Genomic DNA, 25,118 nt, shown 5'->3' on the forward strand with positions numbered 1-25,118 from the left:
TTATCTTTTAGGGTGAGGACGGTAAAAACTTATAAGTTTTGTGCTTGCATTATAGCTGGATAATGAAATGTTGATGGGTACTGCTGTCAAGTTGCCCTAGATGGTAGCTGTAGGAGAGGGATGGGGGTAACCGGCCGGAGACCCGGCCAGGACTAAACCAGGCAAGAGCCGGGAATGTAGTTCAAAATCAATGAGCCACCCAAGAACCTCATCCCTCAGGACAGGGGGAGGTCAGATCCATGGTGTTAAGGCCTATAGTCAAGGAGGTAGATACTGGGATCTACGTTGTCGCTGGAACACCTTTCCTCTATATTTCACCAAGTAGGACATTATTGATGGCTGATCTCCACTTAGGCTTCGAGGAGGCGGCTTCACGGGGGTTGATATATAGTCTCAGAGGCAGCAGTGGATATGGGGGGATATTTATACCGCGAATCCAGTTGAAACGTGTCCTCCAATACCTTGACCAGGTATCCCAGGTAATCACGATAGATAAGATAGTTATCAATGGGGATCTAAAGCACGCGTTTGATAGACTACTCAGACAGGAAAGAGAGGAGGTAGGCGAGTTAGTTAAGAGGATCAGGGATATAGGTGTTAAAGAGGTAGAGGTCGTAAGAGGTAATCACGATAACTTCATAAAACCAGTTCTTAAAAAGTTGGAAGTAGAGTTTGTTGACTCTATTGAGGTAGTGGTCAACAATAAGAAGGTTTTATTGGTGCATGGACACGAATATGTTGATACCTCGGGTAAGGATATAGTTATAATAGGGCACGAGCATCCGAGCCTTAGATGCTTCGGAGCATATAGGTTTCCAGTATTCATGAAAATCCCTCTGGAAACAGGGGGTATTCTAATTATAATGCCTGCTACAGGGCCCTATCACCCAGGCATCAACGCATCTATCAACAGAGAAGAATATCTTTCCCCTATAGTGAGGAGGCATGCCATATTAGAGAATGCAAGCCTGATAACATGGCTGAATTTAGGCTCGGCTGAACCCATTACAGGTCAGCTTTTAGAATCAATCCCAACGCGTGGGATACTTGATGTGGATGGATTCTTATTGAAGAACATGGAGATCGCGGTGTTAGAGTTTAAGGACATCGAGATAGCACACGTGCTTTGCACCCCTGGATAACGTTTTCTCAGTTAATCGACCCCTCATCAATGAATCAGACTATGTCGGCTTCAGCATCAATCCCCTACCTTTGTAGGGATCGCTATTTTTAATTCATTTTAGGGTATATATCTGTTTCTAGTTTGAAGGTTTTACAGGATGCTTGCCCTGCTTTACCCGTTTAAATTTGTAAGCTAAAAACACGAGTCTATTGGCGACTCCTTAGCTCCCCGAGACCCATGGCTGTCTACGGGGAGGGAGCCGGGGAGGAACCATGATAAACCACCCAACGAAGACCCAGAAAACCGTGGACGGAGAACGGTTTGAAAACACCGCTATTTCGCCTTAAAGCGGTTTCAAACTTACCAATCCCTATTCTACATCGTGGAAAGGCGTATAAACACTGTTTTCAAATAAAATTATTTGTGAACTTAGGAGGCGCGGTGTATGCATGGGTATAGGTATGCTACACCTGCTTCTTTAATTATCTTGTTGGCGTTTACACTAATACCGGCTGCCGCGATTAGTGATTCAGGGTTACCGAATTACAGCTATATTAAATCTATCACAATATACGCCCCGGCGGTATCCGGTAGTGGAGAGGGAGTGTTATCTAAGACCACATTAATAGTGGCTTATCCTGGTGGTGGGAGGGTATTCTTCTCAGCTTTACCATATACTGAGCTAGATACCCAGGGGGCTGCTAGGATAGCTGCCTATATAGCTTCACTGGCAGCAGGGGTATCATTCAGCAACTACGATTACTATGTGATTACGGAGTCCAATGTACCCATCATAGGCGGCCCTAGTTCAGGTGGATTAATGTGTGTTGGCTTTCTCTCATTGTTGATGAATAAAACCCTTAATCCAAGTGTAACGATGACGGGTATGATTAACCCTGATGGCACGATAGGGCCTGTTGGCGGATTGAAGGAGAAACTTGATGCAGCGGCTTCGAATGGATTTAAGACATTTCTTATTCCTAGGGGGCAACGATACTATCAGTACCCAGTTATACAGGAGACGAGGTTGCCATGGGGTGTTATAAGGAGGACAACCTACCAGAGCATTGATCTTGTAGAGTATGGTAGAAGCATTAATGTATCTGTGATAGAAGTCGGCTCTATATTCGATGCATTCGTATACTTCACAGGTGTAGATATCAATGCCTCTAGTGTCCTCGAACCCTTACAGGTAAGCATGCCGGGAGAGATCGTTGACTCCCTCCTGAATAATCTGAGCACTATGGTTCAGGATACATATTCTTCGGCGAGCAAGGTATATGACTATTATTATAAGAGAACCCTGCAGATGGTTATCGATAATTTAAATAATACTCTTTCAAGCCTTTACTCCATTAAAGATAAATACCCAGTTTACACGTTTGTGCAGGGGTTCAGCATATATCCTACGGTAATATACTATAATCTTTACTCGAAAGTACTCTCGAATACTCTAAGCATGGACTCTATACTTGACACCGTGAATACGACTCTTATTTCGATAGGCAACAGGCTTAATAGTATAGGGAGAAACCTAGATCTAGACGAATTAATATGGATCTCTCTGGCTAAGGCGGTCTACTATAGGGCCGGCTACTATTATACGAATGCCTTGTCCTCCACAAGCAATAGTAATGAATTAGCATATTTATCCTACTCGCTCTCCTATGCTAAACAGTGTAGTATACTCCTAGATTTGATCGAGGCTTCATCAAGTAGCTCTCCATCATCATTAATTAACCTAGTTGATACCAGGGATTTATACGCGGCGGCATCAACTATTTACTCGTATATCGAGGCCCTTGTTAATGAGGTGGGTGGGAATACACAGGTGTTAAGCGATGCATCAGACTACTATGGTTTAATGAATTCACAGATAGTCAACGACACCGTCACACTACTTGGTTTCACAATATATGTTATTGGTGAATCCACGTATGGGTTACACATGGTGTTTGATCAGAGTAATCTAGATGACATCGCGTATGTACAGCAAGCCATATTAACAATGTTATCAAGTAAAATACCGTCATCACAAGTGCTACGATTCTTCATTAAGTATGGTTACGAGGCGCTAGAGAACAGAGATTACTCTTCAGCGATCCACGGGTTTTCACAGGCATTCTCGCTTTACCTGGTTCTCGCATTAACTCTAGAGGGAAACTCTAATACTAGTACATCTTCCCAGGGAGGTGTAGCATCCTCGAATACTACTACGTCATTTATACAGATACCTGTAAATCAACCCATAGCCAATACTACTCCTGAGAACCAGCTATCAAGGGGATTAATCCTGAAATACCTAGGAATACTAGTCATCACAGTTGTGGCTATATCGGTAATCCTTGCACTCAGGATGATAAAGTACAGGTAGTGGTATAGCTAGTTAAGAGGGTTTAAACAACACTATAAGACGCTTATAAATCAGTTTTCTCAAGTTTTTAAGGATGTCTTCGATTATATTATTACCTGGTGATTATCGATGTTGCTATGGTTTTATGATCCCTTTACGATGATAGCGCTTATAATAGTATACATTATTGGATTCCTAGTATTAATGGTTACAGCTGGCTATATTGCCCCAAAGGTGGCACGTAGGTTCGCCAGTAGATTCTCCCTCTCATCATCCATGTTGCTGATAGGCCTCCTAACTATTGGGTCGAGTATTGCAGGGATATCGCTTGTAGCATATGTATTAATTAACTATATTGGTGCAGAGTTCACGCTGGGCTTCATTATATGGCTCGTGATCTTCATAGTGATAGCCAATATGTTCACATATATTCTCTCGCCCTATATGATAAACCTTCTCTACGGGGCTAGACACGATGAATGGTTACAGAAGGTAGTTGATGAGGTAGCATTAAGGCTCGGTTTAAGTAACCCACCTAAGGCAATGATCGTAAATATGCCTCCAAACGCGTTTGCCTATGGTAACGCTTTGTCAGGTAGATACGTGGCTGCGTCAAGGGAGCTTATCGAGATGCTTAACGAGGATGAATTAAGGGCTGTAATAGGGCATGAGCTGGGCCATCATTTACACAGGGATAACTCTATAATGTTATTCATGGGGCTACTGCCCAGCATCATATATTATCTAGGTGTCTCCCTGATAAGGGCAGGCATAATTTACTCGTCAATGAGGCTTACATCGGAGAGGAAGAATAGTGGTTCAGGGGGCTTCATATTAGCTATAATAGGTATATTAGCAGTGGTAATAAGCTTCATTGTTCAAATACTCGTACTAGCCTTTAGCAGGCTCAGGGAATACTATGCAGACACTACTGGAGCTTATGCTTCGTCCCCATCGAACATGCAGAGGGCGCTTGCAAAACTACACATATACTATGAGGGCAGCGGGAGAGCCCGAGAAATGGTTTCAACAAGTAAGTTGAGAACAATGTTCATATACGCCTTCACAGAGGCGGTGGCTAACCCATTATACCACTATGGTTCATTCTATAGAAGTCCTAAGATAGATGACGCAAGCATAGATGAAGTAATACAGGAGCTCAAGAATAAAGAAGTGAATAGCATGCAGGAATTCCTCTCAACACACCCCCCAATACCCAAGAGGCTCCGTTTCCTTGATGAATTAGTTTTTAAGGCGTAGGCGTCTCGGTGGGTATTTTGGATCCTATATCTTTTATCCCCATGTTAGCCACTATGGCCCTGATAGACTCGGTGGACCCGTGCTTCTTCATATTATACACTGGTATCCTCATATCATATACTGCAGGCAGTATGAGGAAACTCGTTGAGGTATCAGCAGTATTTATATTAACTGTTTTCACCGGGTACTGGGTATTCGGGTTTCTATTGAAAAGCGTGTTCAGCCGGACCTTGGTTTCACCTATTTACATATTTACCACAATGATAATCTATGGGGTCTCAATGATCATCTATGGCTTCCATAATTTAATCAAGGAGAGGAATAACAGAGAGGATGGAATCTGCAGGGAGGATATGGTTGAGTGTAATCTGTCAAGGAGAATAGGTTTACAAAAACTCCTGGAGACAGGAGGACTAATTTATATTGCTTTAACAGGGTTTATTGCGTCCTTCACGCTGCTCCCCTGTAGTGCAGGGATGTATATTATCTATAATATGCTGACAAGTGGCACACCTTTCCCCATATGGGCTTTCTACACGTTCCTCTATACAGCGATATTCGTTTCACCGCTGGTTCTCATCACATTGATTTATATAGGAATAACGAAAACCAGGATACATGAGAAACTAATCAGGCACCAAGCCTCCTTGAGAATACTCGGGGGTCTGATAGCGGTTGCAACAGCGGTATATGTCTATCTATACCGTTAAAAACAGGATTAGAGATAATGGTTCAAGAATAAGAATAATAATGGGGTACCGTAAAATGCCTGGTAAAAGCGCTAGTAAAAATAAGGGTGGGACTAATAAGAGCAATGTGATATTCTTACTCATACCGGTAGTAGTTTTCATTACTACAATAGCAATACTACTAGCATGGAACCAGCCGGGTGGAAGCGGTGGTAATACAGCTTTCTATCTTGGCACCAGTAAATACATGAATATAGATATTACCAGTAGTGAATGGAAAAACATATACAATAACCTAACACAGATAGCGCAACTCAATGAATCCACTAGGATAATAATGTTTGGCCTGACCACCTGTCCCCACTGCCATGCACAACAAGAATTCTTCGAGTCTGAGATGTCTGGTAAAGTATTATACTTATGGGTCGACATGGATGAAAAGGCTGGCTCCCTCTTCTCCCAGCTTACAAACCTAGAGATCTCAAAGGGAGCACCACCCCAATACGCTTTAGGAGTACCTCATATCATCGTGCTAGATAAGAACGGTGAACTAGTGGCCGTGGTAATAGGTGAGGCTAAGGACAAGGGGTTCTGGGATAGACTCCTCTCTACTTAGCTCCTTAGATTTTAAATAATGTAGTTACCATGAACTTTAGCCTCGACCTCGATGGCCCTAACTATTTCGTTGATCAGGGTCTCAATATCTACTCTACCGGGTATCCCGGATATCTTCCTATGTCCTCCCCCACCATATTTCAACGCTATTTTTGATACGTCGACATAGTCGCTGCGTAGGTTAACTCCTCTAGGATATCTAACTATATACACATGTGAGGTGAATCCGTTCTTCTCGGCTACGCTTATCAACTCACCTGGATGGACCCTGGGATCTACGTCAGGGAAGACCAGTATTTTGACTCCTTTCCTTTCTACTAGCTCTGCCCTGCCAAGCGCTTCTCTAATCAGGTTTTCGTAAATGTTTTTGACTTCAAGCCTGTATAGTTCTAGCATCCATCTAGGAGCTATGTCACCGGCTAGTAGTGACTCTAGAACTCTATACCTTGTCTCCCACTTGTAGAATCTTAGGATACGTCTATATATAGTAGTCAACTCGTATTTGCCTTGGAACCAGTCGTCGTCGAAGGCTAGCTCTATAAGCATCGTGACAAATCTATCCCTGGCAGCGTTCACGAAGTTTGCTGAGATATCTGCTGTAACAGTGAATGGATCATTAATATATGAGACAACATCACTGAATTCAATAAAAGTTTTTTCAACCCCTTCGGGCCATAGATGGTGATCTAGCCATTTAACTATACATCCCCTTTTACGCATCGCGTTAAATAAATTCACATAATTATTTAGATCAGTTAACTGGGGGTTTAAATCGGCGACCACTATTTCGCTATAGCCTTCCTCAAATAAACTCATTAAATACTTAAATGTAGATGTAACGGAGGAAAGTACCTTCTTATCGGGACGCGTGTAACGTGAAATAATAGTGTTTGATGCAAGCCCGTCTATATCCCAGTGCGTTACAACAGCTTTCCTCATACCGAAGATCTCCACCACTCAGTTAATACAAAACATAACTAATATATGGGTGGTATTTATTTCTATCCATACTATCGTGGATTCGATGGTATGGATGGATATATCTCGATCTCCTTGATGAAGCTAGAGATAATGTATGAATCGGATTGAATCACCACTGAGAACGGTATTAACCCCACTTCGCCCACAGTGATCTCTACTGGTATGCTTGTAGATGTCCTACCCGGGGTCTCAAATTCCTTCCAACTAACACAGTTCCTGCTTGGACAGGATACTTTAACAATGGCTTTAACAGGGGTTTCCAGGGTATTCATGACCTCCACGATAAGTGTGAAAGGCGTGTTTGACATCGGTTTTCCAGGTATTTTAATATCCTTTATCTGGATGCCCTTTAATCTCTCATCTATATACCTCAGTGACTCGTTTAACCATGTCTTTATGATTTTAGGTGACCAGAACTCTGCCCACCAGTAATCGCTATCAAGGGCATGCCATAACGCCCATCTAGCCTTCTCACTATAAGGATCTCTTCCCTTAACCAGCGATTCATACGCCCTTATCTTCATATAGGCGTCAACTACTTTAAGCCAGTATTCCTCATGTTCTTCTTTTTCCCCTCTCCACTTCCTGAACGTACAAAGCCATGTATTAGTAGGGATCTTCATAAGTATACGTGTTGCAGGTAACTCCTCATATACCTCCCTCAGATTAGCCAACCTTAACACACCTTCATCGCTCAGGGATTCCAGGAACAATAATAGTTTATCAAAGTACAATGCTGTTAAAGGTGGATTACTTGCGAAAACCATCCAATTCTCACCATCTAGTGCAAGGGTTAGCATCCTACCTGGTATCCCCATGATCTTCCTGGCTATGAGAAGTGATACCTCATATGCGTTTCTCCAAGCGTGGGCCTCGCTCGTGAAATTGTTTTTAAAGCTTAATACATCGCTTAACTCATGGTCCCTAAAGTACACTACTATGTGTTTCCCGCTATCTTTATTTAAAGCAACATATGGTTCGTAGCTAGTGGTTTTCTCTCCTTCAGCTATCTCGAAATGACATTTATCATCTAGAATAGTATACTCTATCCCGTTATCATAGTAAACATCTATCATCTTCATCGAGAAAGCCATCTCAGGAGTCCATGCTCCAAGCGGTGTTATCCCCAATACCTCCCTTGTAACAGATACCCCATACTTTACTTCGTCCCGTACTATATCGCTTAGCCCGAGTACATCTACTAGGAAACCACCTATTGTATGGGCATAGATACTAGTTAGCACATCTATCTGGCCCCGTTTATATGCATCCTTATACATATTCATGGTTTCCTCTATCAACTTAGCTTTCTCGCTACCAGGCTCAATCTTTTCCCCGGTTGCGAAGACTACGCCATGCTTAACAGCAGTGTCCCACTGCTTAATCAAGCTCGGACTCAGATTATAGGTTGCATGGTAGTCACGATGCTTCTGAAGCATTTGTGCATGATACCTGTAGGGTGCATCACCATATGGCTTAAGGGAACTACCATATGTATAGATAAATGCCCATGGTCCATGAATCGCGCCATCGGGTAGGTAATTCGGGGCTTGGTGGTGATGCCATACAAGTGCCAGGTTTTTCGGCTTAGATTTCTCCTCGGCATCATATACCATGTATGTTAATTCATCCACTACGATATCCCCTATCTTCAGGTAGACCTTGTATATGCCTGGACTGCTCGGCGTGTCGTAAGGTATTATGCCGGCTATTAAGGAGCCCCCTACAGTGATGTCCCCGTCGAAGATGGCTTTCTCATCATCATACACCATGACATGCATTTTTCTTTCTCCGCTACCTGATACGAGGACATGTATTTTCGCTTCTTCACCGGGTTTTAGAACCGGTTTATTAAGGATTAAATACGCCTCTATATCACGTATTTTCCTGGGAGGTATAAGCGACATATCGATCCCACTGCTACAATGCGTCTCTGCCTCCAGCCTGACTCTTAATACTCGTATATATCTTGATTAGCTTATCGGCCGAACTACTCCATGAGAACTGTTTGGAATGTTCCACGCATCTCCTCCTGAACACAACTGATCTCTCCCTGTCTTCAACTATTTCGAGAACAGTCTTCACGGCATCGATCATTCCATCTACATCAAGTGGGGGGAACAGTGCACCCGTTCCATCTAGGCTATACATCCTCACATCCTTGATGAGGTCTCTGAACCCGCCTGTATTAGATGCAGCAACAGGTGTACCTGAGGACAAAGCCTCTAATACCACTAGTCCGAATGGCTCATACCTGCTTGCTGCTAGAAAGACTGAAGCGGCATAATACAGCATTAAATAGTGTTCGTGGTCAATATATCCTGGTAGAATCCTCAGGTTATCCGGGAACAATAATTGGTACTCTATGATCTCCCTTAACAACTCCTCTGTACCGCTTACAGGGATCACCGCTAAGACGACTCTAGTCCGTGGTACTTCTACTAAGAGCTTATCCATCGATTTAAGCAGTAGGTCTATGCCTTTTTGTCTCGTGGATCTACCTGTGAGCAATATTAATGGTCCATCTTGTTTGAATGGCGAACTAATTGATACCCCGTATTTATCGATGAGCCTGTTAATGACATCTCTTAAATAGGGATCAGGGTTTTCAACGTTGATTAGCCTTAATTCTTCCCTAAGCATCTTATCCCTGACTAACCTACGTGCTTCATAGCTGAAGGGATCCCTGTCACCAATATACTTCGACACTGTATCCAGGACCGTGCTCCAGGTCCATGTTGATGCATTAAACACATAGTCTACTCTATCAGCATTATCCAGACCTACATATCTCACAACGTCTCTAGTATATCCTTTACTAACTACTATAACCCTATCGCTTGTCAACGCGGCCAGCTTCTCGATCCAGCCGCCTGATGCATAATAATATTCCTCGAACGACTTAATCCCTAGCTTGCCGCGGACATGGTCATTACTCCATATGTTCAACCCCCTGGTGATCTCTTGGAGATCCATGAATCCATGTGAAAGCAGATGCACATGGTATACTATACCTATAGGTGTACCCCTCCTAGTTGATTCAAGGTTGATGGCGAGAAGCGCTGGATAGCTGTGCCAATCGTGTCCATGGACTATGTCGGGTATCTCTCCTTCTCCAACTATTTGATTAAAGTACTCCCTGATCACCCTTGCGAAAACAAGGCTCTTCGAGACAAGGTTTGAAGAGTAAACCAGGGGATCCTCTAGTATACCGCCGGAGACTATATAGTGTTTCACTGGTGCATTATACTCTAGTATAGAGTACTCAACGCCGTTGATACTGGTTTTAAAAACCTCCCTTTTAAATCCCTTATTGGTTTTAAGGCCATGGCTCGGCGTATATATTTCGACGTCGATACCTTTCTCTACTAGTGCATTAGCGAGCCTTGGTGGTACTTCGGCTAGTCCTCCCACCTTCCTAGTATATATTGATTCAAACGTGAACATCCATGCTTTCAAGCTGAAAGCACCCTCCACTATATTTCCAGGATCCAGGATATACTTGTCTCATATTCCTCACCAGGTTTCAATGAGAGCTGTTCCACGAACATTATTGCCAGACCCTGTGGTATCTCCATAAATCCTTTCTCGGTTCTAGAGTATGATGAGAGCTGGGCAACCCATACCTCGTGATGAGTATTACTCTCTAACCTTATGCCTGGGTAGACGGGGGATTTTATAGTTATTCTCTCGGTGCTGAATACCCCTCCCTCACTTACATCTCTGCTTACGCCGTTTACGGTGTAGTATGGTTTCGCCTCGTTCTCTCTATCTATCTTCCATGCAACATGGTACTCTATGCCTAATTTAGCCGTGAACTCTCTATCACCGATGTTTCTAACCCTGAACAACGTGGTGTGACCATTGCTTGTTAAACGCACCATTTTTTCCGCTGCAACCATTACTGGTGGACTGCCATACTGGTAGAACCCGCCTAGGGCTCTTAGAACAACCTCTCCTTCCTCTCCTGAGGCTACATGGTAGTTCTTTAACGCTAGATCGCTCATGTCTTTAAACGGCGTATTGTTTATCCAGTCGTAGAGACCTGTATCCGGGCTCCATAGATGTAGCCTCCAGCTCACCCTTCTATACCAGTCTGGATTGAATCCAGGTTTATTTAGGTATGGCTCACCGTATCTTGTCATAGTGTCCTGTAGATTATGCTCGAACCCCTTGATTTTCACATCGTACTCGAAGAGTGCCCCGCCATCACTTGGCTTTATATATAGGTTTTGCATCGGTGTCTCAAGTAATAGTTCTGATAAGCCATCATAGTCGAAATCTACCATTATCTTTCTGAAGTCCTCGCCGCTGAAGTAATTACTTTTCTCCTCAGCCCACCTCTCAACCTTGAGGAGTTTCTCATATATTGCCTGCCTCAAGTGCGCCAGATACACGCCTCCAAATAATCCATGCCAGTATGCATCATTACACTGTGCAAGGAGATACTCTACTCTTAGCTCTCTAGGTAAATCACCAGCTTTCTCCAGCTTCTTTTTAACCCATAACATCTTCTTATGCATGTTGTCTGCTTCCTTGTACTTCACCAGGAAGTTTCTGAAGAAACCTCTGCTCCACTCAAGCATTTTATCATAGCTCCCAGTATCGAGGTATAGTAATCCTTTAACCCCGTATTCACTAAGATATTCGCTTGGATGGATCATAGATACCCTGTTACGGGTTCTCCTCATCAAGTCTAGGAATGCGTAGAGCCAGCTTCTACTATGTCCCGAGTCCATCCACTCCCCAAACTTCTCCGCGTCACTACCCCATAAGATGAGCCTCGCTGGATCACCCTCCTTTATCTTACCGATAAGGTACTCGAGGACCCTCTGCGGTGGTTCCCAGGGCAGAATATACCTTATCCCAGCATCTATGAAGAAGACCCTTACTACTTGTCCACTATCCTCAGTGATCCACGAGTAATAAGCCAGGTCGTGGGGGTACCCTGTCTTGGTTAAGGTTGAGTCATCTATGAACACGTACTCTAATCCAAGCCTCCCTATAACCTCAGGTAAATGCGGCTCCCATATTCTTTCAGGTATCCATAGACCCCTCGGCTTAAAGCCCGAGAGCTCCTCAAATATCTTAATGTACTCCCTTATCTGGTATTCCCTGTCGTCCCTCGGTATTATAGGCAGTATTGACTCGCCAATACTACCAGCCATGAATTCAAGTGAGCCTAGATCGCCTAGTTTAAAGACTTCTTCAAGCCATTCAGGGTGGTTTTTAGCTAAGTAGAGTAGGAGGGGGCCACTTATATGTATCGTGAACTTCAGGTCGGAAAAGGACTTGAAGACATCTAGTAATAATTTATAGCTGTTTTCAAATATCTTTTCATTTATCCTCTTTAACTGGCCGGTGGGCTGATGGAAGTGAAGTGCAAATATGAAGTTTACCTTTGACATATATACCACCTACTCGATTATTTCCAAGAGCAGTTTCTTAAGTGTTGAGATAAGCTCGCTATATGAAATAATGTTTTCACGTAGCCTCCTCAATTCTTCTACAACGTCTCCAAGACCAAATATGTTAAGTAGCCATGCATCGATGTCCCCTTTGTTGAAGTGATATAGAAGTGATTCGGGCGGCACTTTCTCGATCACCTCGATGAATTCCCTTATAGAGTGAGCTACTAAACCAGTGTGCTCACCGGTTGGCAGTGTGAAGTGGAATGCCTTGTTATCCGGTAATACTAGTCTACCAAGTACACTCTTTCTATTCGCCTCGATTTCACGCCTCACCGCTTCAACAAGGACTCCCAAGGCCTCCATGAATAACCCGTATGCTATATTGGCGTTCTTGTATGGTGAGAAATATGAGTGAACCTCGCCAATTGACCCAAACTTGGTAGCCATATAGTAAACATGATCGCTTATCGTGAGCAGCTTCCACAGCCTCGTGATCTCAGGCTTGTTCACAGCTTTTATAAACGGCCTGATAGCTGCAAGCGCATTATATGCTTCACGCTGTATCTCGTTTCCCAGCCAAGCACTTAAATCCCTTTCATCAGCCCAGCTTATAGAGGACCATGGAGGTACATCTATCACGTCTCTAACCGGGTATCTCTCAACTACTTCACCAGGTGTTGAGAAGTAGAGGTGCCCGTACTTCAATACTTCACCAGGCAACCACCTAAGAAACTCGTGTATACCTGTCTCAGGCCAGTGATGCTCTCCGAAGGTTTCATAGTCTACGGCGATGAATATTACATCGCCCGGTGTGGAGGCCAGCCACGAAGCATACTTGTCGGCGGTCAATGGATATTGATCCCATTTCCTATCACTGAACCTGAAGCCGACATCATCGCTTAGCCTGTAGTTCCTTGTTAAAACCCTTATATTACATCCAAAAGCCTTATATACGTAGTTAGGGCTTCTCCACCCGAGAACCCGGTCCACGCCCTCCGTTAACACTGCCTTATAGCCCTCGGAGTCGAAGAGGCAGGCTATATCGTTGTTATATGTGAACTCTGTGTTCTCGATTGAAACAGGCTTGAAGCCTATAGTCTCCTCAATTATCCTTCTGTGTTCACGTATCTGTTCTCTGAGTTCTTCAAACCCATAGTAGGGTAGGAATGCCGCCATGCTGTGGTAGTATGTCTGCTCAATGAATTCAATCCTACCCGTCTCAGCTAGTTTCCTGAATAAATCAACTACATCAGGCCTCCACTTCTCAGCCTGCTCTATGAATACACCGCTTATGCTGAAGCTGGCCTTGAACTCCTTAGAAGTATCCATGTATCTCTTCACGTTCTCAAGTATTATCTGTGTAGCAGGTACATAGCATCTATGGGCTGCTCTCTCAATAACAAGCCTGTTAAGCTCGTTATCGAAGACTGTGTCCTCGAGATCTTTTAACTCAAGTCTACCGCTCAATGCTTTTTCAAGCAGTATTGAGTGAAGATTTCTCCTTAACCTATATGGTTGATGGACCTCGAACATTAAGACTATATCGGTCAAATAATCCACCCCCTATAGATCCTGCTTGCTTCATATAAGCCGGCTATAGGTATGGAGACCCAGTTGGGCCTATAGAGGGACTCATAGTAGACCTCGTAAACAGCCCTCTCAATGATCCATGGGTAAAGGAGCCTCCCTATCTCGGAGACCATTTTATCCCTAGGTACTCCAAGTAGTTTACTTGAGTCGATATCCATTGAGTAGGAGTAAACCATTGCCTTTACATGGTTAAGCCTCCACTTAGTAGAAGGATCATCCTCGATCATTAAACGTGAAACCTCATCCTGGCTTCTACCACTGTAATGCATTATCGCGGCGTGTGAGAGATAGTGGAAGCTCCTTATCATCGACGCCACATCCCTTGTCACAGGCTCCTTTGACAGTCTCTCCTCGATACTCCTACCAGGCTCCCCCTCGAAGTCAACTATGATGAAGTCCTCCGCTATGTTTTTAACATATATCATCTGCCCAAGATGCAAGTCTTGATGTATCCTAGCCTTCAATAAACCATTGTAGACCTCAAGCAGTGATATGGCATCCTCCACTATGTCCCGGGCCTTCTCAAGCATGCCACGCCAGTAATCCAGTTCCCCTGTATTTATCTCATCCAATCTCTTCAGGCTTCCTGAGTACATTTTCTCGATGCGTGAACACCACTGTTTAATATCACTACTTGAAGCCGGCTCAACGCTGAAGAAGCCTTCACTATCCTTATTCAAGGCTTTGTGAAGACCTGAAATAATAATACCGAGCTTCGAGGCGAGCCCGAGCCTAGACCCACGAACCTTACTACCCAAGTACTCTAATAATGCGTTGTAGAAGGGATAGCCGCCATCACCGGCCCCCTCTACATACCTTGAAAGTACACCGGTGGTCATATCCTTATACTTCAAGAACGCAATAATCTCGGGGATGTGAGCGTACTTCTCTTCAGTAAGTTTCCTCAACATCTGTGCCTCAATGTTGACCACCGGTATTACTCTATAGCTTTTTAAAACAAGCTTGCCGCCATTTTCCGCCTCATATAGGGTAACCGAGTTCGTTGACTCAAACGTGAGGGGTTTAGCCTTAACTATCTTGGGTAGCTTATTCGACCTGTGATACTCTATCGAGACACCTTGAATCATACTTATGAGGTCCATGTAGGAGGAAAGATACTCTGCCTCTACATAACATTCATTATCGAGACAGAATCCACGTGACTCCAAACCCCCTGGCAGATCACTGACTTTCGCCAGGGGTAAGTGAAAAAATATGTCTCCTGATCTAAAAAATAATAGCAATACGTTACCGTAGTTTACCTCGTCCACGACCTCTACATTTACCCTGGTATTCTTCCAGGGCCACCACCTGGCCTGGGGAAGATAGCTGCCTATGATGTGCTCGAATAGCTTATCCATTTTAAACGCCTATTCTAACCCTCTATGGTTTTCAATATCATGGATAAATATTCTCTCAAGTCATCCACGTTTTTAACAATGTTGTTTTCGAGTAGATAGACCAAATACTCGTCACCAATAGATGTCTTAACCCATTCAATAAGGTATTTCCTCACATGTTCATCCAGTATCTTTTTATCTACAAGTTCATTCTCTATTATAGCTAGTAACTGCCTGTAGTTCTTGAAGCTCAGGGGCACTATATTGCCGCTAAATGGATCGGTCACTATGTAGGGGGAGGCCTCTTTTCTTGATTTAACTACTTCAAGCGCTTTCTTGAACTTTACCCCTACCGGTGTAAGTAAGTATAATCCATCCCTGGATTCAACAAGGCCTTTTTCCTCGAGTTCCCTGAGGTATCTTTTAATAGTTCTAGGCGAGATACCCATCCTGGATGCAAGCTCGTGAATCGTGACCCCTTTCTCATCTATGAATTCCACTAGTTTAATATTTTCACCCATATATTTCGCCTAAAAATTATCTAACTTTCCCTAAATATATAAACCTGTATCAATATTCCGCTAGTAACAGTTTTTCCTTGTCTAAAAATCTTATTGATATAATCATTGAAATAAGTGAAGCAAGTAAGAGTACGGTGAGGCTTACTGCAACCATTAACATCCTACCATATATATACCCCTGTATCACCAGAATGCTGTGAGTGTAGGGTATAAGCATTAAGGGATATAGTATCGATGCTGGGAGCTTAGGGAAGTCAATCATCCAGCCAACTATGAAGAATATCACTCCAAGCGATGTCACGATCCCAGCTATATTACTGGCGCTCCTCAACCCCCGTGTCCTAGCTATGAAGGGTGTTGCAATCGATATTGATACCAGTATTGTTAGGAAGGTTGTAGCTATATGTAGGAATATCAGCACTGGATCCATTACTATGAATATGCTGCCGCCGAGAGCCATTATCAATAGGATGAAGTACGCTAGTATCCCACCTAGATCCGCTAGAGATGCAAGTACTCCGAGAAATGACGCCACCAACAGCTTCGAGGAGAATATTTCGGTGATGGATGCCGGGCTGGTTAGTAGCATTTCAATAGTCTTCCTCTCCCGCTCCCCAATTATCCCATCAATCACGTATGATGAAGCCGGGGTTACAACGAATGCGAAGCTTAACACTAGTAGGCGGGCTATAATACTCTTCAATTCCTCTTCAGCCCCCACTGTTGAACCTATAGGTGATACAAGCGTTACTGTTCCAACTACAACGGGGTCTCTCAGTGCATTAACATCAAAGGTTTCCAAACCTGCTAGCTTAGCAAGGGAGTCGAGTTTCTCTCTTGAAAGCTGTGAGGATAAGTAGCCTATATACCCCCTTACCAAACCTTCTGCTTGTTCAGCTGCACGAACATTAGCCCTCCTAATGATCTCTATTGATGCAACTCTGTCAATACTTGTAGCATTCTCCGAGAACCCTTTCGGTATAATTATTATTAAATCAATGCTTGAATTCCGTAGTGCATACTCTCTATTACTGTACTGGTATACGTTTAACCCGGATCTAGCAAGGTACTCTCTTACATCTTCCACTAGCTTGCTGGATGACACCGTTATATTCAATACTGGAGACGTATACGATGTGGAATCCTCATCGATCACGGCTATATTCACTGGTTGCTGGGTCATCAGGGTGAATGTGAGTAAACCTATAAGTGGTAGTGAGATCAATGGTAGGAGGAACGTGGTTAACAGGGTCTTCTTATCCCTTGATAACTCCTTCAACTCCTTCCACAGTATCACCTTAATCATCTCGTTCCGCATCATTCCTCCTCCCCCACTATCTTAGTGAAAACCTCCTCCATATTCGCTGCATTATACTCCTCTATCAATTTTCTAGGCTCTCCCTCGGCGACTATCTTCCCCTTGAATATTAATCCAACCCTATCACACAGATACTCTATTTCGAGCATATTATGGCTACTTAAGAGTACTGAGGCACCTGTTTCAACAACATACTGCTTTATCATCCTCCGGATAGACACGCTTGCATGCACGTCGAGCCCGCTCGTAGGTTCATCAAGTATAGCTATCTTAGGCCGCCTCATGAGGACAATGCCGAGGAGGAGACGGCGCTTCATCCCGTGGCTATACCCAATGGTTTCCTCGTTTAACCTATCGCCCAGCCCAGTTATCTTGACACCGTACTCAACCATGGACTTCACGTCTCCACCATAGAGTCTAGCGTAGAAGTAGAGGTGTTCAAGGCCTGTTAGTAATGGATATGTGCTGGCCTCTTCTGGTAGATAGCTTATCAGCTCCCTAGTCTTATCGAAGTCCCTATAAGGGTCGAGTCCATATACTTTCACAGTGCCCCGTGAAGGCTTAACTATTCCAGCTATTATCCTTAGAATGGTTGTTTTACCAGCTCCATTAGGGCCTATTAACCCATATATCTCCCCTGGTTTCACTGTGAAGCTAACGCCTTTCACTGCATGGACGTCATCCCCGTAGATCTTGTGTAGATCAGTTACCTCTATGGCGTTCATGAGCTGATCTCCCCCATGTCTTGAAGGGGTGGCTTACTGGTTTCCCGTATCCATTCGGGGTTACATCTTTCATCTGCTGGGCACTCGGGGTGATCAGAGATCCCTCTCAATGCTTGGTTGCAACCCCCATCATCCAGCTATAATGCAAGCACTAAACCTATAAACATTTCATCCCCCCTCCTAAAGAACGCTGCCTTTAACTGTAATCATTTATCCCTAATTGAATAGCCTTCCAGGAATACTTTTAAATCCAACCTATTATACTATTCTCTCAAGGTGTTTAATACTTGCTTTCCGGGAAGATAAAGAATGCCATAGAAGATTTTCTATCAAAGTACGGGGAGAAGGCATTTATCGTTTTAAAGACGGCGTATAATATTTCAAGGGATCCAAATATAGATCACAGGCTAGGCGATTTCAGCTACAAGCACCTGGTCTATAAACTAGCTGAGACAGGCATTGCATACAACCCGGCTAATCTACTGAAGGTTATGGAGAAAAACTACGGGATAATAGAGAAATCCTATGCATCCAAGAATCAGACATGGTGGAGGTTCAGCGATATTGATGCCGTGAGAGAGGTGTTGGAGAAATCGATTAACCCGGAGACCGGGGATGATCCCCGTATAAAACTCCTAGTGATAAAATACAGGAGCCTGGAGCCCTGGAACCTCCTCAGTATTCTCCGCAAGCTGGCTCTTAAAGAAAGGCTCAACGAAATAGATAAAGAGGTGTTCCGTAAGCTAGCCTTTAATGACCTCGAGAAAATAGCGGGTATAATAAAGGAGATGATGTACTATGAGGAAGTATTCTCAAACGAGATCAAGCTACTCAATGAGATACTGGAGTTGGCTGAACTGGTGGCCGGGAAGCTGGAGAAAGCATATGTATCATCCCCGGTTAACACGGTTGCACGAAGTATAGAGGTATCATGGAGAAATGATCATACATGAAATTATATGTGGGAAAATACTCGTTTCTTTAAGAGGCTTATTAGCCCATAAACTAAGTGATCAGGGATTAAGCCAGCACAAGATATCGAGGCTACTCAATGTATCCCAACCTATGATAAATAAGCTCCTGAAGAGGCCTGTTGAAGAATATCTCGGGGAGCTCGAGAAGCTGGGTATAGAGAGAGGGATTGTAGAATACTATGTAGAGATACTATGCAGCATTGCCTTCGCGCAATCCCTGGAGAAATTCGTGTTCACAAGCTACCAGGTAGTCAACACGCTCGCCCTTAAAGCCCTATGCTCTCAGCAAGACTTCTCAAACATATGTCAAGGCGGGGTATTTGTCGACCCGGATATAGAGTACTATAAAACGGTTTTATCAAGGTTACTTAGTATTAAAGGGCTCCATAAACTCATACCAGAAGTGGGCTCAAACCTAGTCTACACACCGAAGGCTCCTTCATCAATCATGGATGTAATAGGGTTAACCGGTAGAATAGTTAAAACACTCAGCGGAGTAACCGCTACAGGTGAACCAATGTATGGTGGGAGCCAGCATTTATCAAGGATACTATTACTAGTGATGTTGCATAACCCGGTGAAGAAATACGGGTTTAATACCAGGTATGAAGAGGCATACCTCAGCAGCTTCAACAGGCTTGGATTGAGAACAGTGATAACAGGTCCCCATGAGAATCAGGAGGAGTTCTGGAGAAGAATCGGGGAGGTATCCAGGTTAAAGCCCGATATCATAGTGGATCTAGGGGGCAGGGGTCTCGAGCCCGTGGTGTACGTGTTTACAAGCAGTTATGAGGAGCTTGAAAGAATCCTGGTTAACCTGGTGGAGGCGTGTCCATGAGCCGCGATATCTGTATTATAGGGGGTGGAGCTGTAGGATCCACGCTAGCTTATTTCCTCTACAGGGCTGGTGTGACAGATATACCCGTGTACTTTGGTCGTGAGGAAACAGTTAGAGCAGTTCTAAGGGAGAAATGGGTGAGGGTTTACGATAAAGTTGAGAACCGGGATTACATCGTGCCGATAATACCTAGACACTATAGTAGCCCCATTGATAAATGCAGGTTTATCTTGAACACGGTTAAAGCATACAGTGTACCGGAGACGTTTAGGCTAATGGAGAAAATCATGGATGTCGGCGGAGTAATCGTGATGCTTCAGAATGGAATAGGTAGTTTAGAGCTTGCTGAGGAAAGATTTGGTGTACGAGTAGCCGGGGGAGTGGTCTACTTCGGTGCCGAACGCGTCTCACCTGTTTACACAGTGTATCATGGGGGCCGGACGGTCATAGCAGGGTGTAGGCATGGCTTATGCATGGAATTAACAGAGTTGAACAGGGTGTTTAAGCTGGGGGGCCTCGAGTTCAGGGTTGTATCGAATATAGACTACTACAGGTGGTTGAAGCTGGCTTTGAATGCCGTGGTCAACCCGTTGACAGCTATCTCCAGGTCTAGAAACAGTATAGTGTTATCCAGGCCAGGGCTGGAGCTGGCCTCATTGATCCTTGCTGAATTCATCGAGGTGGCTGGTAAACATGGCTTCAGATTCGAGCTTAACAGATTGCTCGAATACGTGGTAAACAATGTGAGGAGTACAAGGGACAATTACTCCAGTATGGCTCAAGACGTGTTGAATAAGTCTCCTACAGAAATAGACTTCATCAATGGCTTTATCGCTAAAGAACTCGGGGGAGGCCCCTCTATTAATAAAATCATAACCCTAATGATACACCTCATCGAGGAAAGCAATAAGTCTAAGAATAGTGTCCAATAGCCATGAATTATATCCACTGGCTTAATTTAAATAGATCAGAACCCAATAGTGAAACCCGGTGTCAGCCTTGAATACAAGGGTAACGGTTAGAGACATAGTTAAGATGAAGGGGAAAGAGAAGATAGCAATGGTTACAGCCTACGATTATACAATGGCTAAACTGGTTGATCAAGCAGGCATAGATATAATCCTCGTCGGTGACAGCGTTGGAATGGTTGTCCATGGATTAGATACAACGATACCTGTAACAATGGATATGATGCTACTACACGTATCCAGCGTTGCAAGGGCAAGGCCCCGCGCCCTTGTGGTAGGGGACATGCCATTCCTCAGCTATGAAACCAGTATCGAGGATGCAGTGAGGCATGCAGGCCTCCTCATGAAGGCGGGCGCTGACGCCGTTAAGCTGGAGGGTGGATCCGAGTTAAGCGATGTGGTGAAAGTCCTTGTGAGAGCCGGCATACCTGTCATGGGGCACATCGGGCTGACCCCTCAGAGATCATTCCTTATAGGTGGTTATAGGAAACGTGGTGTGAGCGAGAGGGAGCGGGAGAAGATACTAGAGGATGCGAGGGAACTAGAGAGAGCCGGAGTGTTTTCAATGGTGATAGAGTATACGGCTGCTGATGTAGCCGACGAGGTAACAAGAGAGGTCAGTGTACCCACTATCTGCATTGGAAGCGGGCCTTTCTGTGATGGACAGGTATTGGTTATTCATGACCTACTGGGATTAACAGAGAATCCACCTCCATTCGCTAAAGCCTATGCCGACTTAAGAAGCATCATAGTTAACGCTGTCAAGGAATATGTTAGGGAAGTGAAGAACGGGGTTTTCCCAGAGGAAAAACACTACTTCTACTCTAAAAAACAGTAGGACTGCCTGCTTATTGATAAACTTTCAAGTGCTCCAGCTATTATGGATGCTTGGATGTACTTTCCCACCGCAATGACGACCAAGCGGACCCATCATGAAGCCCTCGACGACCCCGCGAGCGGTGAGCGGGTGCTGAGAGGGATGCCCGTGCACAGAGAAGCTAAAGCAAAATAATAGACACGGGTAAACCACTTATTCTCTTTTCCTCAGCGAGATCCTCAGACCCAGTATGACTATATCTCTGTTGAATACAAGTATAGCAATTACCATTAACAATATTGACACGGTTATGGCTATCGAAATAGATATCCACGCATAGATATATTGTCCTGAGAGTGATGCATTAATTAATACAAGTGGTATAGATGTAATCGTTAAACCGGATAGGATAGATGTCGCCATGTTTAACGGCATACCCATATAGATTGTTGCGAATCCTACACCCATGAATAACAGTATTATGGGTGTGGAGAGGGCACCGGCGATCCTTTCATCAGCGACGACTGCGCCTATTATTACGCCAATGGCACCTGAATATATCAGACCTAGGATTATTACAAGTATTGATACCAGGATATTTCCTGTTCCCCCTATACTGATCACTGATTCAACTAGGTTTATTGATGATTGATTACCTAGGGCTGTGCCAGCAGGTATAGCTGAGACCAGCATCAGGAGTAATGCGATCATGTAAGCTGCCCCCATGATCACTGATGCAGTGACGGAGCCGATGATCTTCGCTATCACGACACTTCTACGTGGAATAGGTTGAGCAAGCAGCATTTCAAAGGCTTTCTCAACTTTCTCTATAGCTGTTGCCTGGGCGGCATAAGTAGCATTTATACCTACTATTATACCGATCACCACGGGTATAATGGAGAACATGGTCATAAAACTATTGAACTCGTTGGCTGTGAGGGTTTTATCATATACCCTTACATAGCTTTCAACCATGACCGGCCTACTAGGCGGTATGGATATATTATATAATACGCCTGTAGCCGCTGGAAGCATGTCGGATATTATTGACGCGATTCCCTGTAGCATGGATATCCTTGCCTGTCCTGTGATCGGTGAGAGATTATCTATTTTGACCCCTCCCTTAAGCAATATAATGCTTCCTGACTGTGTAGCGTTCTCAGTAAACCCTCTTGGTATAACTATTGCTACCCCAGTTTTATCAACGGCTTCTTCGAGGCTCTGGTAGATACCTATAGAACCATTAGTATATTGTGAAAGCATTGATATGAGGCGGCTCACTAGCTCGGTATCCTCCTCCTTGACTATCCCTATAGATATGCTCAACGACTCTTTCACAGCTGACTCTATGCCGCTTCTCATAATGCTTCCCAGTGACGCGTAGAACACCACTAGTATAATTATCGATGCTATGAAAGCCGGATTCTTTAGGAAGTTCTTAATCTCCCTTATAACCAGCGGCTTCAAGGTCATCTATGATCACCCTCCCCTGTTTTCAGCTTAATGAATACCTCCTCTAGATCCCTCCCACCAGTCCTACTCTTCAACTCCTCTATAGTTCCCTCCGCTATTAGTTTACCCTTGTAGAGCATGCCTACTCTATCGCATAGCCTCTCGACTTCGAGCATGTTGTGGCTACTTAAGAGTACTGTTACGTTGAACTCCCTATTATACTTCCTGATCAATTCCCTGATGTATATACTTTTCTCCACGTCTAGGCCGGATGTGGGTTCATCAAGGATCATTAGCTTAGGCTTTGAGGCGAGAACCACGCTTAGGGCCAGTATCCTCTTCATGCCCTTGCTATATGTTCTCACAGGCTTCTTTAGATTACCCCCTAGATCACTTATTTCCACGGCTTCATCAATCGCTTTCTCAAACTCTCTACCATTATACCTCAGGGAGAGCATGAATTTAATGAAGTCTAATCCCGTTAAATCCCTGTATGCTCCTGCTTCTTCAGGAAGGTAGTTGATTAGTTGTCTCACCTTCAACGGGTTCTCTACAACGTTGACACCGTAGACTAGCGCCTCTCCTGAAGTAGGCTTGAGAAGCGTTGCTATTATGCGTAGAGTAGTTGTCTTCCCGCTTCCATTAGGGCCTATTAACCCATATATCTCCCCTGGTTTTACAGTGAAGCTGAGCTCTTTGACTCCTATGCTTCCCCTGCCATATATCTTTGTCAAGTTTACTACTTGAAGCGCGTAGTTGCTGGAATGGTTCAACCCGGCCACCACTATATCTAATTGAACCAACAGTATTTAATTAAGTAAGCTATTAATTTAGAGTAATTGTAAGTATTCACTGGGTGATCTCCGTGAAATATAAGCTACTCTATTTAGTGCTCGACGGCATGAGCGATAGATTAAGTGATCCAACTACTACATTAGAGAACAGTGTGAAACCAGGCTTGGACTGGATAGCCAGGAATAGTAAGTGTGGATTAATGTACACGGTTGGCAAGGGCATCGCACCTGAGAGCGATGAGGCAGTCATCTCTATACTTGGATACGATCCCCATGAGGTTTACACTGGCAGGGGTCCTCTAGAGGCTCTCGGGGCTGGTTTAAGCATTAATGAGGAACACGAAGTCGCGTTCAGGGCTAACTTTGCAACTATAGATCCATCCACCTACACGATCATTGATAGAAGAGTCGGCAGGGGCCTCACAACCAGTGAGGCACGTGAACTGGCTAAAGCAGTTGATGGATTAGAGCTGGGAATATACGATGGATATGCTAGAGTAGTGGCCACTATAGGGCATAGGGCAGTAGTTGTCATAGGTAGCAGGAGTCATAGGCTCTCACCAATGGTGGATAATAATGACCCGGCTTACAGGAGACACGGTATGGTCAGCGTGGCCGTGCCCTCCCCATCGAAGCGGGTGCCGGAGATAAAGCCCCTTGAGGATACCCCGGAGGCAAGGGTAACGGCTGAGTTAGCCAACGTGTTCTTTAAGAAGGCTGTTGAAATACTCTCGAAGCACCCGGTCAACATCGAGAGGATTAGCAAAGGGCGTCTACCGGGCAACGCTATACTCATGAGGGATGCTGGTAGCAGAGTGCCGAGGGCGGTTAAGCTGCCCGAGAAATACGGGTGTAGGTTTGCAGTGTTAGCCGAGATGCCTGTGGAGATCGGTATAGGTAGGGCTTTCGGTGCTGAAACCATAATCATGGAGCCTCCGACGGGGGACCCGGCTAGAGACTACAGGGTAAGGCTGAAAGCTGCTCTAGATGCTCTTAGAGAAAACGATATAGTCTACGTGCACTTGAAGGGACCTGATGAGCCTGGGCATGATGGCGACTTGGAGTTAAAGAAGAAGAGGATTGAGGAGATAGATAAGTATTTTATACAACCACTCATCAATGAGATAAGGGATAGATATGCATTAATTGTTACAGCTGATCACGCTACTCCACCAAGCGTTAAATCACATACAGATGACCCTGTACCAGTTGCATTCTACATGCCCGGTATTAAGCCCGATAACGTGGAGAAGTTTACAGAGAGGGAGTGTAGTAAAGGAAGCTTAGGGCTCATCCAGCATGGGTGGATGCTCCTGCCTAGAGTAATCACGGAATTCCTCTCATAGGAG

The 25,118-nt window shown here is 44.3% G+C and carries 21 protein-coding genes; 10 read left to right on the forward strand and 11 right to left on the reverse strand.

The features are described from left to right. Nucleotides 1–239 precede the first annotated feature (239 nt). The 5 genes from SPHMEL_RS02710 to SPHMEL_RS02730 all read left to right on the forward strand — a co-directional run bounded on the left by SPHMEL_RS02710 (nt 240) and on the right by SPHMEL_RS02730 (nt 6,041). Nucleotides 240–1,142 (forward strand): metallophosphoesterase, encoded by a 903-nt coding sequence (locus tag SPHMEL_RS02710; RefSeq protein WP_042667238.1) that lies wholly within the window; start codon nt 240–242, stop codon nt 1,140–1,142. A 426-nt stretch (nt 1,143–1,568) separates the two neighbouring features. Continuing rightward, complete coding sequence (locus tag SPHMEL_RS02715) at nt 1,569–3,497, forward strand: S16 family serine protease (RefSeq protein ID WP_042667240.1); 1,929 nt, start codon at nt 1,569–1,571, stop codon at nt 3,495–3,497. Nucleotides 3,498–3,605: 108 nt separating this feature from the next. After that, nucleotides 3,606–4,736, forward strand: coding sequence for a zinc metalloprotease HtpX (locus SPHMEL_RS02720; RefSeq protein ID WP_042667242.1), 1,131 nt, complete (start codon nt 3,606–3,608; stop codon nt 4,734–4,736). Nucleotides 4,737–4,744: 8 nt separating this feature from the next. Further along, nucleotides 4,745–5,446 (forward strand): transmembrane electron transporter, encoded by a 702-nt coding sequence (locus SPHMEL_RS02725; protein ID WP_232216727.1) that lies wholly within the window; start codon nt 4,745–4,747, stop codon nt 5,444–5,446. Continuing rightward, nucleotides 5,427–6,041, forward strand: a complete 615-nt coding sequence (locus tag SPHMEL_RS02730; protein WP_042667245.1) for a thioredoxin domain-containing protein — start codon at nt 5,427–5,429, stop codon at nt 6,039–6,041. Before SPHMEL_RS02725 ends, SPHMEL_RS02730 begins: the two co-directional genes overlap by 20 nt. Before the next feature lie 11 nt (nt 6,042–6,052). Here the strand turns inward: SPHMEL_RS02730 and SPHMEL_RS02735 are convergent, their stop codons facing one another. The 9 genes from SPHMEL_RS02735 to SPHMEL_RS02775 form a co-directional block, all read right to left on the reverse strand. Beyond that, entirely contained in the window at nt 6,053–6,979 is a 927-nt protein-coding gene (locus SPHMEL_RS02735; protein ID WP_042667247.1) for a DHH family phosphoesterase, read from the reverse strand. 71 nt (nt 6,980–7,050) lie between these two features. Next, nucleotides 7,051–8,928 carry a glycoside hydrolase family 57 protein gene (locus SPHMEL_RS02740; protein ID WP_042667248.1) on the reverse strand — a complete coding sequence of 626 codons (1,878 nt, stop codon included), beginning with the start codon at nt 8,926–8,928 and terminating at the stop codon, nt 7,051–7,053. Nucleotides 8,929–8,941: 13 nt separating this feature from the next. After that, nucleotides 8,942–10,480, reverse strand: coding sequence for a glycosyltransferase (locus tag SPHMEL_RS02745; RefSeq protein WP_042667249.1), 1,539 nt, complete (start codon nt 10,478–10,480; stop codon nt 8,942–8,944). A gap of 17 nt (nt 10,481–10,497) precedes the next feature. Continuing rightward, nucleotides 10,498–12,429 (reverse strand): alpha-amylase/4-alpha-glucanotransferase domain-containing protein, encoded by a 1,932-nt coding sequence (locus SPHMEL_RS02750; protein WP_042667250.1) that lies wholly within the window; start codon nt 12,427–12,429, stop codon nt 10,498–10,500. Between the two features lie 9 nt (nt 12,430–12,438). Beyond that, nucleotides 12,439–13,983: a glycoside hydrolase family 57 protein gene (locus SPHMEL_RS02755; protein ID WP_042667251.1), complete on the reverse strand. Its 1,545-nt coding sequence runs from the start codon at nt 13,981–13,983 to the stop codon at nt 12,439–12,441. Continuing rightward, nucleotides 13,980–15,383: an alpha-amylase gene (locus SPHMEL_RS02760; protein WP_042667253.1), complete on the reverse strand. Its 1,404-nt coding sequence runs from the start codon at nt 15,381–15,383 to the stop codon at nt 13,980–13,982. Before SPHMEL_RS02760 ends, SPHMEL_RS02755 begins: the two co-directional genes overlap by 4 nt. A gap of 14 nt (nt 15,384–15,397) precedes the next feature. Then, on the reverse strand, nt 15,398–15,883 hold the full coding sequence (locus SPHMEL_RS02765) for a winged helix-turn-helix transcriptional regulator (RefSeq protein ID WP_012608016.1): 486 nt from the start codon (nt 15,881–15,883) through the stop codon (nt 15,398–15,400). Nucleotides 15,884–15,932: 49 nt separating this feature from the next. Next, on the reverse strand, nt 15,933–17,204 hold the full coding sequence (locus SPHMEL_RS02770; protein ID WP_042667255.1) for an ABC transporter permease: 1,272 nt from the start codon (nt 17,202–17,204) through the stop codon (nt 15,933–15,935). Further along, nucleotides 17,201–17,926: an ABC transporter ATP-binding protein gene (locus tag SPHMEL_RS02775; RefSeq protein ID WP_042667256.1), complete on the reverse strand. Its 726-nt coding sequence runs from the start codon at nt 17,924–17,926 to the stop codon at nt 17,201–17,203. Before SPHMEL_RS02775 ends, SPHMEL_RS02770 begins: the two co-directional genes overlap by 4 nt. A 287-nt stretch (nt 17,927–18,213) precedes the next feature. On the opposite strand from SPHMEL_RS02775, the gene SPHMEL_RS02780 reads away from it, so the two are divergent. The 4 genes from SPHMEL_RS02780 (at nt 18,214) to panB (ending at nt 21,544) form a co-directional block, all read left to right on the forward strand. Then, nucleotides 18,214–18,879, forward strand: coding sequence for a hypothetical protein (locus SPHMEL_RS02780; RefSeq protein ID WP_042667257.1), 666 nt, complete (start codon nt 18,214–18,216; stop codon nt 18,877–18,879). Further along, on the forward strand, nt 18,866–19,738 hold the full coding sequence (locus tag SPHMEL_RS02785; RefSeq protein WP_042667258.1) for a thiamine-phosphate synthase family protein: 873 nt from the start codon (nt 18,866–18,868) through the stop codon (nt 19,736–19,738). The genes SPHMEL_RS02780 and SPHMEL_RS02785 overlap by 14 nt, the downstream gene beginning before the upstream one ends. After that, on the forward strand, nt 19,735–20,670 hold the full coding sequence (locus SPHMEL_RS02790; RefSeq protein ID WP_042667259.1) for a ketopantoate reductase family protein: 936 nt from the start codon (nt 19,735–19,737) through the stop codon (nt 20,668–20,670). Before SPHMEL_RS02785 ends, SPHMEL_RS02790 begins: the two co-directional genes overlap by 4 nt. Nucleotides 20,671–20,737: 67 nt before the next feature. Next, nucleotides 20,738–21,544, forward strand: coding sequence for a 3-methyl-2-oxobutanoate hydroxymethyltransferase (gene panB / locus SPHMEL_RS02795; protein ID WP_042667261.1), 807 nt, complete (start codon nt 20,738–20,740; stop codon nt 21,542–21,544). 192 nt (nt 21,545–21,736) lie between these two features. Here the strand turns inward: panB and SPHMEL_RS02800 are convergent, their stop codons facing one another. Further along, a complete protein-coding gene (locus SPHMEL_RS02800; RefSeq protein ID WP_042667263.1) occupies nt 21,737–22,996 on the reverse strand; it encodes an ABC transporter permease in 1,260 nt (419 codons plus the stop codon). Further along, on the reverse strand, nt 22,993–23,682 hold the full coding sequence (locus SPHMEL_RS02805) for an ABC transporter ATP-binding protein (protein ID WP_420865883.1): 690 nt from the start codon (nt 23,680–23,682) through the stop codon (nt 22,993–22,995). The genes SPHMEL_RS02800 and SPHMEL_RS02805 overlap by 4 nt, the downstream gene beginning before the upstream one ends. 158 nt (nt 23,683–23,840) lie before the next feature. On the opposite strand from SPHMEL_RS02805, the gene SPHMEL_RS02810 reads away from it, so the two are divergent. Continuing rightward, nucleotides 23,841–25,115: a BPG-independent phosphoglycerate mutase family protein gene (locus tag SPHMEL_RS02810; protein ID WP_042667265.1), complete on the forward strand. Its 1,275-nt coding sequence runs from the start codon at nt 23,841–23,843 to the stop codon at nt 25,113–25,115. Nucleotides 25,116–25,118 lie beyond the last annotated feature (3 nt).

This window comes from Desulfurococcus amylolyticus Z-533 (genome assembly GCF_000513855.1).
Classification (GTDB): Archaea; Thermoproteota; Thermoprotei_A; order Sulfolobales; family Desulfurococcaceae; genus Desulfurococcus; species Desulfurococcus amylolyticus.

Coding starts and splice junctions, on each gene's coding strand:
- SPHMEL_RS02790 (WP_042667259.1), top strand. CDS start 19,735: ATGAGCCGCGATATCTGTATTATAGGGGGTGGAGCTGTAGGATCCACG.
- SPHMEL_RS02775 (WP_042667256.1), bottom strand. CDS start 17,926: ATGAACGCCATAGAGGTAACTGATCTACACAAGATCTACGGGGATGAC.
- SPHMEL_RS02740 (WP_042667248.1), bottom strand. CDS start 8,928: ATGTCGCTTATACCTCCCAGGAAAATACGTGATATAGAGGCGTATTTA.
- SPHMEL_RS02710 (WP_042667238.1), top strand. CDS start 240: ATGGTGTTAAGGCCTATAGTCAAGGAGGTAGATACTGGGATCTACGTT.
- SPHMEL_RS02760 (WP_042667253.1), bottom strand. CDS start 15,383: ATGGATAAGCTATTCGAGCACATCATAGGCAGCTATCTTCCCCAGGCC.
- SPHMEL_RS02800 (WP_042667263.1), bottom strand. CDS start 22,996: ATGACCTTGAAGCCGCTGGTTATAAGGGAGATTAAGAACTTCCTAAAG.
- SPHMEL_RS02785 (WP_042667258.1), top strand. CDS start 18,866: ATGATCATACATGAAATTATATGTGGGAAAATACTCGTTTCTTTAAGA.
- SPHMEL_RS02750 (WP_042667250.1), bottom strand. CDS start 12,429: ATGTCAAAGGTAAACTTCATATTTGCACTTCACTTCCATCAGCCCACC.
- SPHMEL_RS02770 (WP_042667255.1), bottom strand. CDS start 17,204: ATGATGCGGAACGAGATGATTAAGGTGATACTGTGGAAGGAGTTGAAG.
- SPHMEL_RS02715 (WP_042667240.1), top strand. CDS start 1,569: ATGCATGGGTATAGGTATGCTACACCTGCTTCTTTAATTATCTTGTTG.
- SPHMEL_RS02730 (WP_042667245.1), top strand. CDS start 5,427: ATGTCTATCTATACCGTTAAAAACAGGATTAGAGATAATGGTTCAAGA.
- SPHMEL_RS02765 (WP_012608016.1), bottom strand. CDS start 15,883: ATGGGTGAAAATATTAAACTAGTGGAATTCATAGATGAGAAAGGGGTC.
- SPHMEL_RS02735 (WP_042667247.1), bottom strand. CDS start 6,979: ATGAGGAAAGCTGTTGTAACGCACTGGGATATAGACGGGCTTGCATCA.
- SPHMEL_RS02720 (WP_042667242.1), top strand. CDS start 3,606: ATGTTGCTATGGTTTTATGATCCCTTTACGATGATAGCGCTTATAATA.